We start from the raw sequence: 12,433 nt of genomic DNA, 5'->3' as shown, positions 1-12,433 counted from the left end.
GGGCATCTCCTTGGCAGAAGCGTCCTGTACGGCGCTCCCTCTAAGTATTTAAGGTTAGAATAATAGCACAAGAAGTGTACACAGGGGGCGCGGATGGAACTCAGCGAAGAGATTATCGAACATATGATGCAGCCGAAAAACTACGGCAAACTGGAGACACCGGGCGGGGTCGGCCTCGGCTATGACGACCGCAGCGGCGAGTACGTCATCCTCTACCTCGGGCAGGATCCCAAAACCGTCGGCGAGATCGCCTTCGCGACCAACGGCTGCCAGGATACCGTCGTGCTCGGTTCCGTTTTCACCGAAATGGTCAAGGGCGCGAGCGTCGACGAGGCGATCCGTATCATGCACAGCATGGAGGAGCAGGTCGCCGGGGCCCCCGAAAAACAGCGGGCCTGCTCCGAACTCGTGCTCACCGCGTTCAAAGCCGCCCTGCAGAACCTTGCCCACCGTGCGGCCGGAGGGGAAGAGGAGCTTCACAAACTCCCCATCACCAGCAGCTGTGCGACGGAGGAGGAGGAATGACCCCGGCGATCTTCGAACGCAAACACGCCCTCTGGCTCAACGTGCTTTTCAGCTCCTTTATGATCGAAGACGAGGCGGTCAAATCCGAACTCTACGACCACGCCCAGATCGCCTTCAGGCACCTGCGCTGGATCGCACGCGACCTGGCCGAGAACGGTACCGCCTACACTTATGACCGCGACATCGATCTGGGCCGCCCCGCCGACAGTGCCGATGCCCTGTACACCCTCATTGCCGCCGTCAAATCGACCATGGCCCTCTATCCCGATTCGCCGCTTTCGGCACGGATGACCACCGACGACGAATACCTCATCGCCAGGCTGGAAGCACTGCGTGCGCGTCCCGGCAGCAATACGCCCATTACGGCCTTCGACCGCCACCGTACCCTGCCGGGCAAAACGCTTGATTCCGCGCAGACCGATGCCCTTACCCTTTTCCTGTTCGAGGAGTCCTACAAAGAGTACGAACTGATTCTTATTTACGCCTATATGCAGAATGAAAGCCGTGATCTTCTGGAGCGCGACATCTACCAGGACCTTATCGACGAATCCCAGTTCCACCTCAAATCGTTCGGGAATATGATGGCGAAGATGGGGATCCTCGCCCTGCCCCGTCCCCTGCATGAACAGACCTACAAGATCACCGACATCGAGGCGTTTATCCGAAACGGCATCAGTGAAGAGGAGAATGCAAAGGAGCAGTGCCGTTCCCTCGCCGAGGCGGTCAAAGATGGGGAACTATCCGCCTTTTTCGACTTCATCAACTTCCAGGAGAGCTACCATATCGAACTGATGAAAAAACTGCTGGCTCAGGTATCGCCGAAATAGATCTCCAGCCAGAACCGGCAGACGTAGTTCGGTCCCCAGTTATACTGCATATCGTAATCGATCCGGGGGTTGATCTCATAAAAGAGCCATGTCCGCAGGATCGACTGTTTCCAGCCGACCCCGATGCTGTACCGGTAAATGCCCGGTGTCATCTGGGCGGCGCTGCTGTTCGTGTCACTGCTCAGTGCAGTATCAACCTCCGTGCGCCCCGATGCGGACACATAGGTCCGGAACCCCGCGCCGAAGCGCCGGGTCTTGAAGTAGGAGATCGCCCCCATATATCCCATGCCGACCTTGTCGGTCTCGGTGGAGCGCTGCAGCTGCAGACGTACCATCTCTTCTCTTGAGATCCGCCGGTCGAAATAGAGGTCGCTCTCTTCGTAAAACTTTCGTTTGACGGAGTAGTCCACATACTGTACCGGCCGGATGAGCCAGTCATAAAAGTTCATAGGGTATTCGACGCGCCACTGAACGAAAGGGTTTGTCACCCCCCGAAAACCGGCGGAAACGCTTGATTTCAGGTTCTTGACGGCATCCGGGATGAAGTAGCGCGCTCCCACCCCGGTTGTCTCGTCGACCTGCCCGTTTTCGGAAACGACATCTTTGTCTTTATCCGCCAACGGATCCCCGATAAAGATCTGCAGCCTATCCTGGGTACGGGGCAGTTTTATCGCGAACCGGATACTGTTGAGAAACGATTCACCCGCCTTCTCGTTGTACTCAAGCCCTCCGCGCAGAATCAGGTAACTCCCTTCATTGCTGTAGAGGTAGGTGTCATCATGAAACAGCCGGTTGAAGTAGCCCGAGAGTCCTTCACTGGCATTACCGTCCCGCGGGACTCTGTGGCGCTTTTTTTTCGTTTCGCCGCCGCTCCAGCTGAGAATCTGAACATCTGCATTGGCCGAGAGCACATGCACTTTCTGGGTCACATCCGCATGGAACGCGTCAACATACTCCATGCCGCTCTCCAGCCACCCTTTATTCTCATCCAGACGCTCTCTCCATAAATGCATATGGATCGCACGGCGGACATTGACTTCATTGACGAGCGCGGAGCAGTTGCATTCGGGAACGGGGGCGTCAAAGACGGACGGAAAAGAGGACGGCTCCTCCTCTGCAGACAGGAACAGCGCCACGATGAGAAACAGAAAAAGGTTAACGTGCCCCGGCATTTTCATGCCAAGAGTATAACATTACGGCGCCGTTTTCACGCAGGGGCGGTTCAGACCGCCTGGAACACCAGCAGCATTTTGTCGTTCGTGTCGTAGAGTGAGATATTTTTGTAGTGGGTCAGTTTGAGGTTCGGGACATTGCGGAAGCGTTTGAGCGGATGGAACCACTGCACGATCTCCGACTGTTCTTTCACCCAGCACTCCGGCGACGATTTCGTAAAGAGGGTGAATTCGGTGTGCAGTTCCTCGGATTCGAAATAGGCGTCGACGGTCAGGAAATGGTTCTCATCCTCGTTGGTCATCGTCCCCTCGGCGACATCCGTGAAGCCGTGCAGGGTATTGATATCGGCAATAAAGATCCCGCCGGGGTTGAGCCGCTGTGCCACACACTGCAAAAAGATGAAGAGTCCGTCCTTGTCCAGGAAGTTGAGCACATCAAAAACAGCCACCGCCGCGTCGTAGCTCCCTTCGACTTCACAAATCCCTTTTTTCGCGGCCGTCAATCCTTTGGCCGCCGCAGCGTCGACCATCACCGCGCTCTGGTCGATGCCGGTGCAGACCATGCCGAGCTCCTGCACTTTTTCCATCAGGAAACCACGGCCGCAGCCGATGTCGAGCAGTGTTTTTACCGGGTACTTTTTCAGGGTCTGGATATAGAGGTCGTGCAGCCGCTCGGTCGACTCCTCGATGCCGAGCAGGTGTTCCGCTTTCGCGTAGAGGTCAAGACTCACTGATCACCTTGTTGATCTTCTCGTAGATGTCGAGGATCTCCGCTTTTTTCTCGAAGTAGCTGTTCTTGTTCGCGATCAGGTGCGTCGTCGATTCCATGATCTCCTCGACGACCTCCAGGCCGTTCTGCTTCATCGTCGTTCCCGTTTCGACGATATCGACGATCATATCCGCCAGTCCGACCAGCGGGGCCAATTCGATGGAGCCGTAGAGCTTGATCACATCGGCGGCAACGGCGCGTTCGGCAAAGTAGCGCTTGGTGATATTGACCATCTTCGTCGCGACCTTGATCTCGGGCTTGGTGAGGTCGAGTTTTTCGCCCTGTTTCATCCCGATGGCGACCCGGCAGTAGCCGCGTCCGAGGTCCAGCAGGCGGATGACATCGAGGCCCTGCTCTTCAAGCGTGTCCAGCCCTACGACGCCGATATCGGCGGCCTGGTGGTAGACGTATGTCGCCACATCCTGGTTGCGTACCAGCAGGAAACGGAAATTCGGTGTGTCGAGGATCAGCTTGCGGTCGTCGAAGGCGAACTTCTCTCCGAAAATCGTCTCGAAAATCTCGAGGGTCTCTTTGGCGATTCTGCCCTTGGGCAGCGCGACGGTCAACATAGTCCAGCCTTTTGTATGATCTTTTTCATGCCCGAAAACAGCAGCAGCGGTTCATGGTTCGGCGCGCCGAACAGCGGCATGAGCTTCAATGCGTCCCCGCCGGTGAGGTAGACCGGCAGGCCGTATGTACGCACTTCGCGGGCCAGCAGTCCCAGTGCGCCGTAACTGATCGCATCTTTCGTATTTTTCGGCATTTTATCCAATTGCATATCAAAATTGAATGAGCTGTCCAGCCGCGGCGAGATGCGGCGGTAGGTCTCTGAAAGCGCCGAAACGCCCGGGTAGATGAATCCCCCCTCGAAACGACCGCCGCGTACGACGTCCACCGTGATGGCGCTGCCCGTGTCGACGATGACCCCCTCTTCCACCGCTTCGCAGGCCGCGACGCGGTCGATGCCCATCGTCGCATAGTAATCTTCCCACGCAATCGAGGTGCGCAGGTCGGTCCAGTTTTCCAGCCCGTCAAGGCGGGGCTGCAGCGCGGCGTTGACGTTGATGTAATAGACGGGAACGGTCACTTCGGCGGGGTCAAACGTGGCGGCGGGTTCTCTATAGTCACGCCCGTTTTCTTCGTCGTAAAAATGGAAAGAGGTGTTGCCGATATCACATAAAAGCATTGTTAGATTCCACCTTAACTCAATGGAGCGAATAAAGCGCCAATGGCGCAAGGGCCCGCTGCCGAAGCGGACGGAGTGTCAACGTAGTTGCAGGGGCTTCGCTCCTGCAGCGTATCATTAAATAAGCTTCCACCCCTGCTGCTTGAAGGCGGCTTCGGCTTTGGAGCAGAGCGGTGCGTCGAGCATCAGGACCCGCTGTTTGAAGGCATGGTCGACGTAGAGTTCCAGCTTGCGCAGGATGATTTCGAACTTCTCGACATCTTTCATTACGACCCGGCTCTTCTGGGCGACGACGAAGATCGCGGTGTAATACCCCTGGCGGTCCGTGGCGTTGAAGAGACGGATCTGGTTGCGTATCCCCAGCGCTTTGGGCGGTACTTCATCCAGTTTTTTATAGATGAGTCCTTTGGCGTTAAGGCGGTCGATAATGGGTTTGAACATGGTGCGTGTCTCTTCGAAATGGAGCATTTTCATAGCGCCATTATAGCGCATGAAGCGTTGCAAAATCGTATCAGCTGTCGGCATGCCATTGCGGCAGCCGTTCGAAGACGACCCGGTTCCGCCCCTGAGTTTTGGCCCGGTAGAGCATCCGGTCGGCCGCTGCCAGCAGGGTTTCGACCCGCTCGCCCGGCGCCGGATGCGATGCAACGCCCCCGATGCTCGCCGTGACACTTCTGCTGCCGTTGTCAAACAGCAGCTCCAGCGCCTCGATCTCGCTGCGGATCGTCTCGGCGATCTCTTGGTGGGCGTCGGTATTGTCCCCGCCCAGAACAATGGCAAACTCGTCCCCGCCCAGGCGCACCGCCAGGTCATCCGGTCGGCGGGTGTGTTCTTTAAGCACCGCGGCAACCTGCACCAGGCAGTCGTCACCGGCGGGGTGCCCCAGCGCATCGTTGAAGGATTTGAAATTGTCCAGATCCAGCTCCAGCAGCGTTACCGACTGCCCGCTGCGCGCGTCCCGCCGGATCGCCTCCTGGACAAATTCGCTGAAACGCCGCCGGTTTGCCAGCCCCGTCAGCGGATCGTGCTGCGAAAGAAATGCGGCATGCTCCTCGGCCAGGTAGCGCTGCGTAATATCGTAATGCGCGATCACGAACATCGTCGTTTCACTTCCGTACAGCGGGGAGACATGCATCATGAACCAGCGCTTCTGCTCCGGACTGTGGCAGGGGTATTCGTACCGGAACTCCTCCCGCCGCCCCATGACGACATCCATGATCCCCGCGGAAGCCTCGATGGCCAGGGTATCGCCGGATAGGATCGAGGTCTCCAGCACAGAGAGGTAGCTGCACCCGACGGAGGCGAAGGTATCAGATAGACCGTTTTGCTTCCCGAAGCGCTCCCAGGCGGCATTGACCTCCAGGATCGTCCCGCGGCTGTCGATCACGGCGATCTGCTCGTTGAGGGAGTGGAAAACCTGCGTATGAAGCTGCGCCTTGTCAACCACCTATCACCCCTCTGCCGAAAATGTATTGCTGCAGCTGACGGTCGTGCCAACGGCGCAGGAACAGCAGAGCAGAGAGCGCCCCGAAAAGGGCATACCCCATATCCGATTGCGTATCCCAGATATAGCCCTGCGTCCCCAGGAAGGCATCGGCAGCCTCATCGCTGAGCAGCGCGACCCACCACTCGATGAGTTCATAAAATGCGCTCAGTCCGAGGCAGAAAGCGATAATGAAGAAAAATTGCCACCTCTCGCCCCGGATCACCTCCCGGCGGACGATCACTTCCCGTGCGATCAGCGCCGGAACGAACCCCTGCGCGAAATGGCCGAGCTTGTCGTAGTTGTTGCGCGCGCTCTGCAAGAACCCGTCGAAATACGGGACTTCCGCATAGGTGTAGTGGCCGCCGACCATGAGGATGATACAGTGGACGAGGATCAGCCAGTAAAGCAGCGGCGTCAAAGGGAAACGGCGGTAGGTTGCCGCCAGTACGAAGAAACCGATGAGCGCCGGAGCCACTTCCAGTACCCAGGTCAGGCGGTCTTTCGGTGCGATCCCGGACCAGAGCAGGACAGCGGCAAACACCGCGATCCATACCGCCCCCGCACGGCGCCCCATACTAACGGCCGTAGTAAGCCATCAGCGATGCCTTGGCGATCGCATGGGCATTGAGCATATAACCGACCAGCGCCGGCATCGCCGAAGCGTCAAGGTCGAGTGCGGCGACGTCGAGGGCATAGACCGTGAAAACGTAGCGGTGCGGCCGGTCGCCGACCGGCGGGCAGGCGCCGCCGAAGCCGGCCTGCCCGAAGCTCGTCATGCTCTGCACGGCACCTTTCGGCAGCCCCTTGGCGTCGTTCCCGGCCCCGGAAGGCAGGGAGGTGACGGCAGCGGGAAGGTTGAAAACGACCCAGTGCCACCAGCCGCTGCCCGTCGGCGCGTCCGGGTCGTAAACGGTCACGGCGAAACTCTTCGTGCCATCGGGGGCACCTTCCCAGTTCAGGGACGGTGAAACGTTCTGTCCGCTGCACCCGAATCCGTTAAAGACCTCTTTCATGGTCAGCTGCCCCTGCAGATCACTGCTTTTGAGCGTGAAATTCCCCGCATACAGCCATGTCGCGGCCAACAGCAATAGACCCGTCAATACTTTCATGATGACTCCTTTGACAGTAGTTCAGACGTCATCCATTATACTGTAGAAACGTGGTGTATCCCTCTGCTGCCGACGGACTTCACCCGAGATAGGAGCGTACCGCGTCGAAAAAACGCCGATGGTCGCCGCACATCACCGATTTGCGCGAAAAATCGACCCCCGCACCGCCGAGCCTGTTGGCGACAAAGCCGCCGCCGCACACCTCGGAGTGCTCACAGATCCTGCACTCCTCCGGCAGCGCATCGCGCAGGTCGGCGCAGCGGCGGATGACCGCATCGTTTTCTGCCGTTTCCAGGCCGTGTTCCCGGACGTTATACGCCGTCCGCACCGCCCCGTCGGCAAAATAGCGCAGGTAGTCATGGCGTTCATACTGCCCGTCGGTATTGACGACGATGCTGTTGAGACGGTCGCCGCCGACGCCGTCGCCGTGGTGTGCCGAGCCCAGCATCCGTTTGATGGCGTCCCGGAAGATCCGGATATCGATCGACGGGTCGTCCGCCTCGCTCCAGCGCCGGAAAAGTTCGGCGTACCACGCCCCGTAGTCGTGCTGCGGCGGCGCGTCGTGGTTGTAGTGGATAGGCCAGAGGACGCTGACCCGTTTTTTCGGCAGTGTCCTGACCCACTCCAGGTAGGTTTCGGGCGGGATCTCCGGGTCCGCGACACTGAGCACCCCGCCGAAAGCGTCCAGCAATCCGTCGGCTTCGAGGCGGCGCAGGTTTTCCGCAACCCGGGCATAGCTCCCGCTGCCGCCCTTCGTCACCCGCCGCCGGTCGTTGTAGCGCCCCGGCCCGTCGAGACTCACCCCGATGGAACCGCCCGCCGCCGCGACGCGTGAGAGCAGCCCCGCATCGTAGTCGTACAGATTGGTCTGGAACCCGAGGCTGAGCCGCTGCGTCTCATTGCGCAGCGCGGCGACGGCTTCAAGGAAAGGCGTCATGGACGATTCGGGCCACAGGGAGGGCTCGCCGCCGTGCAGTACCAGGCGGATCCGGTGTCCGGGGTGACGCCACAGGTAGGCGCCGATATGGTCAAGGACCTGCAGACCTGTCTCGAGCGGCAGATACTTCGGGACACGCGTATAGGTCTTGTCTTCGGAGTTGAACATGTAGCAGTAGGTGCAGTCGAGGTTGCACGTTTCGGTCAGTTTCAGTACAAGCGTGGCGATCATGGCGTCTTTAGCCTCCCGCGGGAGGCTGCAGCAAACGTTTTCAGGCGCCCGGTGTCATTTCGACTGCGACATCCAGACCGGCATCAATATCCAGGTCAAAGGGGTTCAGACCGTCCATGTTGGCTGACTTGATCTCGGCAACGATGTTTTTCAAGATCTTTTTCTGCATGGTTTCGGCGCTGACGGCACCCTCCGGAAGACCCGCGATTGTGATTTGCACTTTCTGAGACATTACGACCCTCTTCTTTGATAATTTTGGGAACCGGGGAGCCGCGGGACCATTGCCCCCCTTTTCCCCGGATTTTTCCGCACGCTCGTATGCATTTTCTGTTCGCTTAGCTGCCACACTCACTTTGCCGGCGGCGGCGACGGGAAAGTCGCGTAAGGCGGATTGGGTTCTTCATTCGGCGGCACGTAGGCCGGTGCTTCCGCCCCGGCGGCTCCCAGGTGCCTGACATAGCGGTAAAACGCCCGCATATCCTCCTCTTTCATCTGGTTCAGGTTGAACCACGGCATCGGCGGGCGTGCTTTGAGCTGTTTCGCTTTGGCCACCCATTCATCCTCCGTCATCCCCGCCAGGCGCATGCGGAGATTCGTCGCGTAGGTCGTCCCCCAGGGGCCGCGCCACCCGAACGGGCTCCCCGTCAGCCAGAGGGCTTCGGGCACCTTCCCCTCGGCCATGATGTAATTGGGGGTATGGCAGTCATTGCACCCCATCATCGTTGCCACGTAGCGTCCGCGTTCGATGTCGGCTTTTCCCCCTTCAGCAGCGAGCGGCCAGGCACCCAATACCAGTATGGAGACGGCAAAGGCGGCTCCATGTTTCAATCCTGAGCAGTGCATGGAAATTCCTTACAAAAATGTGATAAGTATCCATTATATTCCCGTCTTTCTTAATCAGTGCGGGACGTGGATATTAGTTTGAATTATTCATAATGGCACCACGGAGGCTGCTTCATGCATGCAAAAGAGCTGTTATAATGGCCGAAAAAGGTTTGACGCATGGCATCCCTCCCCCGGCTGTTCCTGGCGATGTTTCTCACCCTTCCCCTGCGGGCGGACGAGATGCCCGAGGCGTTCGTCGCGATCGACAGTGCCGCCCCCGGAATCGCCGTCGAGGCACGCTACTTCACGACCGACAACTTCGTCGGCACGCGGATCGACGGCTACGAAGCCCCCCGCTGCTACCTGACCCGCCCGGCGGCAGCGGCCCTCTCAAATGCCGATGCCGCCCTTGCCCCCTTCGGCCTCGGCCTTAAAGTGTTCGACTGCTACCGTCCCCAGCGCGCCGTCGACCACTTCGTACGCTGGGCCAAGGATCTGGGTGATACGAAAATGAAGGCGCGCTACTATCCGCGCGTCGCCAAAAGCGTGCTCTTCAAAGAGGGGTATATCGCGGCCCGTTCGGGGCATTCGCGCGGCAGCACGGTCGACCTGACCCTGATCGACCGTGAAAGCGGCAGGGAACTGGACATGGGCACGGGGTTCGATTTTTTCGGGCCGGAGTCCTGGCCCGGTAGTCTGGCGGTGAACGCACAGCAGCGTGCAAACCGGTTGCTTCTGCGCGGCGTGATGACCCGCGCCGGGTTCCGGCCGCTTCAAGAGGAGTGGTGGCACTTTACGCTTGTGAATGAACCCTTCCCCGGGCGCTATTTCGATTTTCCCGTCCGCTAGTGCGGGCGTGACCGTCAGGATTTGCTGTAGGGGTGGTAACGCAGGACGGTCTCTTTGAGGTTCTGTTTCTGGACATGAGTATAGACCTGCGTCGTCAGCAGCGAAGCGTGCCCCAGCAGCTCCTGGACGACCCGCAGGTCCGCCCCGCCGATGATCAATGCCGTCGCATAGGAGTGGCGCAGGACGTGGGGCGAGACGCCGAGGTATTTCTGGGTAATCTTGTAGGCGGAAACGCGGCTGAGCGGCTTGCCCCTGTGGTTCAGCCAGAGTTGGTTGCGCTCAAAGGGTACCGCTTCGAGGTAGCGGTCGATCAGGCGGCGTGCCGCCTCGGCAACGGGGACCAGCCGCTCTTTTTCCCCCTTGCCGTGGCGTACCCGCAGCCACTCCCCTTCGAAATCGCTGGGCTCGACGGCCAGTGCCTCGCTGATGCGCACCCCCGTCGCGTAGAGGAACAGGATCAGCGCCCGGTCGCGCAGGTCCGTCCACTTCTCGGTACCGATGGCCGCAACCCCCTGTTCGATCGCATCGTAACTGAGAAACTTCGGCAGCTGCTTGGGGATCTTCGCCAGTGCGAACTTCTCCGCCTCCGCCGTAAAGCGGCGCGAATGACAAAAAGCGAAAAAGGCGTTGAGCGAGGAGAGTTTGCGGTTGAGGGTACGTTTGTTGGCTATCCCGCCGAGCAGTTTCAGAACATCGGCGGTCTCCAGGGAGAGCAGCGGACGTTCCGCCGCCTTCTCGAGCTGTTCGAGGTCGGAGCGGTAAGCCTCGACCGTCCGCTTGCTGAGGGCCTTTGTAACGGTGATGTATTCGATAAAGGCTTCGAGCGGACCGGACACGCCGATGCTACTCCTCGACGGAGATGATCTTGTCGCGGACGTAGAAGGCTTTCTCGCCCGTGAAGCTGATGCCGTCGTCCAGGGCGATGCTGTAGACCTCCGTCTGCGTCATCGCCTTGTCCATGACGATCAGGTAGCCCTCTTTTTCCAGGAGGTAGAGCTTCTCTTTGCCCACGATCATTCCCAGGAAGTGCGCAAACGGGAATTTCTGCTTGGCCACCGGCTGCAGTGCCGTCGTAAGGTGGATCACATCGCCCTCTTTCGTGGCCGCCCAGATGCCCGATTCGTCAAAGACAACGTCGCGGAGGTCGAGCTTTTCGCGCCGCTCTTTGTCGCTCAGGCAGAAAAGGCGGTTCGGGGTCGCCGCGACCATCGTATCGCCGATGACTTTAAAATAGAAGACGTTGTCAAAATAGGTCTCGGTGCTGACCACCGTCGAGCGCAGCAGCTCCTTCTGCTCGTAGTTGACGACGACCAGGCGCCCGTCGAGCGTCGGGAAGACGACAAGGTTCCCGAGGAAATAGGGGTTGGCGATGCGGACATCGACCGCCGTCGCGGGCGTCCCGGGGAGCTTGTAGTAGCTCTTGCCGGTCGAGAGGCGGTAGATCCCCAGGTCGTTGCTGGAGAAGAGCACGGCCAGGTAGTCGCCTTCCACGGCGGCAGCGGCCACGGTCTTCTCCAGTGCCAGACGTTTCGTCTCGTTGCCCTCAGCGCTGTGCAGCGTGACGTTGCCGTCGATGCCGGTCGAGAGGAACCAGCCGCCGCTGCTGCCGAGGAAACGCTCGCCGTCGGGGACCTTGTAGCCGCTGACACCGCTTTTTTCGACGACCTGGCCCTGGCGCGCCACGGCCCCATGCGCCCCTTTGGAAACCAGCTGGACGCCGGCGCGCTTACAGGTCGGCCAGGCCGGGACGTCGTCGACTTTCGGCCGTTCACCGACAATGGCTTCCGCCGAATTGTTCGGTGTTTTACAGACCGGCCAGTCGTTGACCGTCTGCTCCGGCGTGTAGTACTCCTTGTTGCTGCAGCCCGAAAAAGCGAGCATCGCACCGACGAGAAGGAGAGAAGCCTGCTTGATCATTTCACGCCGTAGTGCGAGAGCGCTTCCGCCAGCGGGGCGAGCGGAGACTGATCCCCGATCATCTGCAGGCGGCGGTGTGCTTCGTCTGTTTTGCCCGACTGCATCAGCAAGACGGCCTCATCGATCAGCGCCATCTCTTTATAGAGCGCACCCTGGCGGTAGCCGTAGCTTCCCAGGGCCTTGGCGTCGCCGGCAATCGCCGCCGCTTCGTAGCTGCTGACGTCGGAGACTTCCGCCGCCGGGGAGGACGCAAGCGCCTGCAGCGTCTTGACGTCGCCGCTCTTGATCGCCTCGGACATGCTCCACGCGTCATACAGCATCGGAGCGTTGGCCTTGAGAGTCTGCTGTGCCGCCGCATTGGCCGGGTCGGACTGCAGGGTCATATAAGCAGCGTTCGCCGCATCGCGTTTGGAAGCGGCATACGCATCATACGCCGCCGTACCGACGACGGCGAGGGCCACCGCCGCGACCGCCGCGATCAGCGGTTTCTTGTACTTTTTGACGAACCGTTCGGTCTTCACTGCCTGCTCGAAGAACTGCTCCTCCGTGCTCAGCTCCTCCTTGACCATCGTGATATTCTCTTTGAGACTCACCCGCACT

At 59.5% G+C, this 12,433-nt stretch carries 17 protein-coding genes; 3 read left to right on the top strand and 14 right to left on the bottom strand.

From position 1 onward, the window contains the following. Positions 1–93: 93 nt before the first annotated feature. Positions 94–525 carry an iron-sulfur cluster assembly scaffold protein gene (locus WCX49_RS05025; RefSeq protein WP_345986489.1) on the top strand — a complete coding sequence of 144 codons (432 nt, stop codon included), beginning with the start codon at positions 94–96 and terminating at the stop codon, positions 523–525. Further along, positions 522–1,352 carry an iron-binding protein gene (locus WCX49_RS05020; protein ID WP_345986488.1) on the top strand — a complete coding sequence of 277 codons (831 nt, stop codon included), beginning with the start codon at positions 522–524 and terminating at the stop codon, positions 1,350–1,352. The genes WCX49_RS05025 and WCX49_RS05020 overlap by 4 nt, the downstream gene beginning before the upstream one ends. Here the strand turns inward: WCX49_RS05020 and WCX49_RS05015 are convergent. The 11 genes from WCX49_RS05015 to WCX49_RS04965 form a co-directional block, all read right to left on the bottom strand. After that, positions 1,334–2,530 carry a hypothetical protein gene (locus WCX49_RS05015; protein ID WP_345986487.1) on the bottom strand — a complete coding sequence of 399 codons (1,197 nt, stop codon included), beginning with the start codon at positions 2,528–2,530 and terminating at the stop codon, positions 1,334–1,336. The two genes, WCX49_RS05020 and WCX49_RS05015, sit on opposite strands and share 19 nt — an antisense overlap. Positions 2,531–2,574: 44 nt before the next feature. Further along, positions 2,575–3,255 (bottom strand): class I SAM-dependent methyltransferase, encoded by a 681-nt coding sequence (locus WCX49_RS05010; protein ID WP_345986486.1) that lies wholly within the window; start codon positions 3,253–3,255, stop codon positions 2,575–2,577. Beyond that, the gene (gene hisG, locus WCX49_RS05005; protein WP_345986485.1) at positions 3,245–3,862 is read right to left on the bottom strand and encodes an ATP phosphoribosyltransferase; all 618 of its coding nucleotides are present in this window, start codon (positions 3,860–3,862) and stop codon (positions 3,245–3,247) included. The genes WCX49_RS05010 and hisG overlap by 11 nt, the downstream gene beginning before the upstream one ends. After that, entirely contained in the window at positions 3,856–4,479 is a 624-nt protein-coding gene (locus WCX49_RS05000; protein ID WP_345986484.1) for a type III pantothenate kinase, read from the bottom strand. The genes hisG and WCX49_RS05000 overlap by 7 nt, the downstream gene beginning before the upstream one ends. Positions 4,480–4,596: 117 nt before the next feature. Beyond that, positions 4,597–4,953 carry a hypothetical protein gene (locus WCX49_RS04995; RefSeq protein WP_345986483.1) on the bottom strand — a complete coding sequence of 119 codons (357 nt, stop codon included), beginning with the start codon at positions 4,951–4,953 and terminating at the stop codon, positions 4,597–4,599. 37 nt (positions 4,954–4,990) lie between these two features. Beyond that, on the bottom strand, positions 4,991–5,926 hold the full coding sequence (locus WCX49_RS04990; RefSeq protein ID WP_345986482.1) for a GGDEF domain-containing protein: 936 nt from the start codon (positions 5,924–5,926) through the stop codon (positions 4,991–4,993). Continuing rightward, a complete protein-coding gene (locus tag WCX49_RS04985) occupies positions 5,919–6,539 on the bottom strand; it encodes a DUF2238 domain-containing protein (RefSeq protein WP_345986481.1) in 621 nt (206 codons plus the stop codon). The genes WCX49_RS04990 and WCX49_RS04985 overlap by 8 nt, the downstream gene beginning before the upstream one ends. 1 nt (position 6,540) lies before the next feature. Then, positions 6,541–7,074, bottom strand: a complete 534-nt coding sequence (locus WCX49_RS04980; protein ID WP_345986480.1) for a YbhB/YbcL family Raf kinase inhibitor-like protein — start codon at positions 7,072–7,074, stop codon at positions 6,541–6,543. 79 nt (positions 7,075–7,153) lie between these two features. Further along, positions 7,154–8,242, bottom strand: coding sequence for a radical SAM protein (locus WCX49_RS04975; RefSeq protein ID WP_345986479.1), 1,089 nt, complete (start codon positions 8,240–8,242; stop codon positions 7,154–7,156). Positions 8,243–8,282: 40 nt separating this feature from the next. Continuing rightward, positions 8,283–8,462, bottom strand: a complete 180-nt coding sequence (locus WCX49_RS04970) for a hypothetical protein (RefSeq protein WP_345986478.1) — start codon at positions 8,460–8,462, stop codon at positions 8,283–8,285. A gap of 128 nt (positions 8,463–8,590) precedes the next feature. Further along, the gene (locus WCX49_RS04965) at positions 8,591–9,085 is read right to left on the bottom strand and encodes a c-type cytochrome (protein WP_345986477.1); all 495 of its coding nucleotides are present in this window, start codon (positions 9,083–9,085) and stop codon (positions 8,591–8,593) included. Positions 9,086–9,244: 159 nt separating this feature from the next. Here WCX49_RS04965 and WCX49_RS04960 point away from each other — a divergent pair, with 159 nt between their 5' ends. Beyond that, entirely contained in the window at positions 9,245–9,916 is a 672-nt protein-coding gene (locus WCX49_RS04960; RefSeq protein ID WP_345986476.1) for a M15 family metallopeptidase, read from the top strand. Between the two features lie 14 nt (positions 9,917–9,930). On the opposite strand, the gene WCX49_RS04955 is transcribed toward WCX49_RS04960, so the two are convergent. Genes WCX49_RS04955 through WCX49_RS04945 form a run of 3 tightly spaced genes read right to left on the bottom strand, consistent with a single transcriptional unit; the run spans position 9,931 to position 12,426 of the window. Next, the gene (locus WCX49_RS04955) at positions 9,931–10,752 is read right to left on the bottom strand and encodes a tyrosine-type recombinase/integrase (protein ID WP_345986475.1); all 822 of its coding nucleotides are present in this window, start codon (positions 10,750–10,752) and stop codon (positions 9,931–9,933) included. 7 nt (positions 10,753–10,759) lie between these two features. After that, entirely contained in the window at positions 10,760–11,833 is a 1,074-nt protein-coding gene (locus tag WCX49_RS04950; RefSeq protein ID WP_345986474.1) for a hypothetical protein, read from the bottom strand. Further along, entirely contained in the window at positions 11,830–12,426 is a 597-nt protein-coding gene (locus WCX49_RS04945; RefSeq protein WP_345986473.1) for a hypothetical protein, read from the bottom strand. The genes WCX49_RS04950 and WCX49_RS04945 overlap by 4 nt, the downstream gene beginning before the upstream one ends. Between the last annotated feature and the right edge of the window lie 7 nt (positions 12,427–12,433).

Origin of the sequence: Sulfurimonas sp. HSL-1656 (assembly GCF_039645585.1) — a bacterium.
GTDB classification, from domain to species: domain Bacteria; phylum Campylobacterota; class Campylobacteria; order Campylobacterales; family Sulfurimonadaceae; genus Thiomicrolovo; species Thiomicrolovo subterrani.
The sequence above is the reverse complement of the archived record's forward strand: the minus strand, read 5'-3'. Positions and strand labels throughout refer to the sequence as shown.